The following is a 1,911-nucleotide window of genomic DNA, read 5'->3' on the forward strand; positions in this document are numbered from 1 at the left end:
CCGCAAGACCGCCGAATTGATCTCGGAAATCTCTGCGGCCTGCCGCGAGCAGGATATCGGCGCCTCGCAGATCAATGAAGCGATCCAGCAGCTCGACAAAGTGACCCAGCAGAACGCCGGGGCCTCCGAAGAGATGTCCGGCACGTCCGAAGAACTCGCCGCCCAGGCGGAAGAGCTTCAGGCCTCCATCGCCTTCTTCCGCGTCGATAATGCCGGCCGCAAGGAAGCGGACCACGCCGGAAAGCTGCGCGCGACCGCCGCCAAAATGGCCGCGCCTGCCGCCACCAAGCGTCCGGTTGCTCAACGCACCGCAACGGCGACGTCCAAGACACCGCGCAGCAACGGCTTTGCCCTCGACATGTCGATGGGCGGCCCTGACGCCGACGATGCGGATTTCCGCCAGAGCGCTTGATCATGTGACTATTCGCGACGCATCCCGATAACGGATGCGTCGCGCGGACCAGCCGGCGCATGTAGGCATCGGTAAAAAAGGGCTGCATCGGCAGCCCGCGGAAGGGTGAGTGTATCGGTCTTCACGCATGGGAGCGCCGCAATAGCGGACGCCTCGCCCCAAAGGCATCTGCGACAAGGAGAATCCGAGATGCGCCTAACCATCAAGTTGAAGCTGGGCCTTGCCTTCGGCTTCCTGATCATCCTTCTGTGTGTTTCGGCCGGTATCGGCATCCGCAGCCTCAGCGAAATGAACACGCTGCGCAACGACCTCATCGAGGGTCCGATCCAGCAGGACGACTATGCCAACGATCTCGCGGCCGCCTTCGACGGGCTTGGCCTTGCCGAAGGCGACCTGCTGATGGCCACTACGCCGGAGCGGGCGAACAAAGCGAAGGCGACCATCACCGCCGAGCGGGCCGCCTTCGAAAAGGCGCTCAACGACGGCCAGAACGACGCGACCGGCGAATTCAAGGCCAAGTGGCAGGAAGTCCGCGACTTCTGGGATGACTATATGGCCATCAACGACCGCGTCGTCTCGCTGGTCGGCTCCGGCCAGCGCGATCTCGCGCTTGAACTCAATCAGACCGATGGCGCTGCCGCCTCCGACAAGCTCGACACGATGACCGCAGGCCTTTCGGCCCTAACCGAGACGGCCATCAGCGATTCCGACACCGTGGCCGACGCCAGCTATGTGACGGCCTTCTACACGCTGGTCACGCTGACGGTCGCCGCCTTCCTGCTTTCGGTCGGTGCCGCTCTCTGGATCGCGCTCGGCATCAATACAGGCCTGCGCAAGATCAGGACGGTCGCGGAAGCCGTCGCCGTCGGCGATCTCAATCAGACGGTCGAGATCAAGACGAACGACGAGATCAAGGACCTTGTCGACACCATCAATGTGATGACCGGCAACCTGCGCAACACCGCCACCATCGCCGACCAGATCGCCAATGGCGACCTGACCGTCACGCCGAAGCCTCTCTCCGACCAGGATACGCTCGGCCTGTCGCTGGAAAGCATGGTGGAACGCCTGCGCGGTGTCGTCGCGGACGCTCTTTCCGCCGCCAACAACGTCTCCTCCGGCAGCCAGGAACTGTCGGCGAGCTCCGAGCAGCTCTCGCAGGGCGCGACCGAGCAGGCGTCCTCCGCCGAAGAGGCCTCCGCCTCGATGGAGGAAATGGCCGCCAACATCAAGCAGAACGCCGACAACGCCGCCCAGACGGAGAAGATCGCCCGTCAATCGGCCAAGGATGCCGAAGCTTCCGGCGAGGCGGTCGGCCGTGCGGTCGGCGCCATGCGAACCATCGCGGAAAAGATCTCCATCGTTCAGGAAATCGCACGCCAGACCGACTTGCTCGCGCTGAACGCCGCCGTGGAAGCAGCCCGTGCCGGCGAACACGGCAAGGGCTTTGCCGTCGTCGCCTCGGAAGTGCGCAAGCTCGCCGAACGCAGCCAGGCGGC

At 64.2% G+C, this 1,911-nt stretch carries 1 protein-coding gene and 1 pseudogene; both read left to right on the plus strand.

What is annotated here, in order from left to right; genetic code table 11:
* A pseudogene (locus tag ACOZK4_RS23460) lies at nt 1-412 on the plus strand (methyl-accepting chemotaxis protein); the annotation flags it as partial.
* Between the two features lie 189 nt (nt 413-601).
* Nucleotides 602-1,911, plus strand: a 1,310-nt coding sequence (locus tag ACOZK4_RS23465) for a methyl-accepting chemotaxis protein (protein WP_421594116.1), incomplete at its 3' end; no start/stop codon positions are given.

Source organism: Shinella sp. M27, from assembly GCF_049199905.1.
Classification (GTDB): domain Bacteria; phylum Pseudomonadota; class Alphaproteobacteria; order Rhizobiales; family Rhizobiaceae; genus Shinella.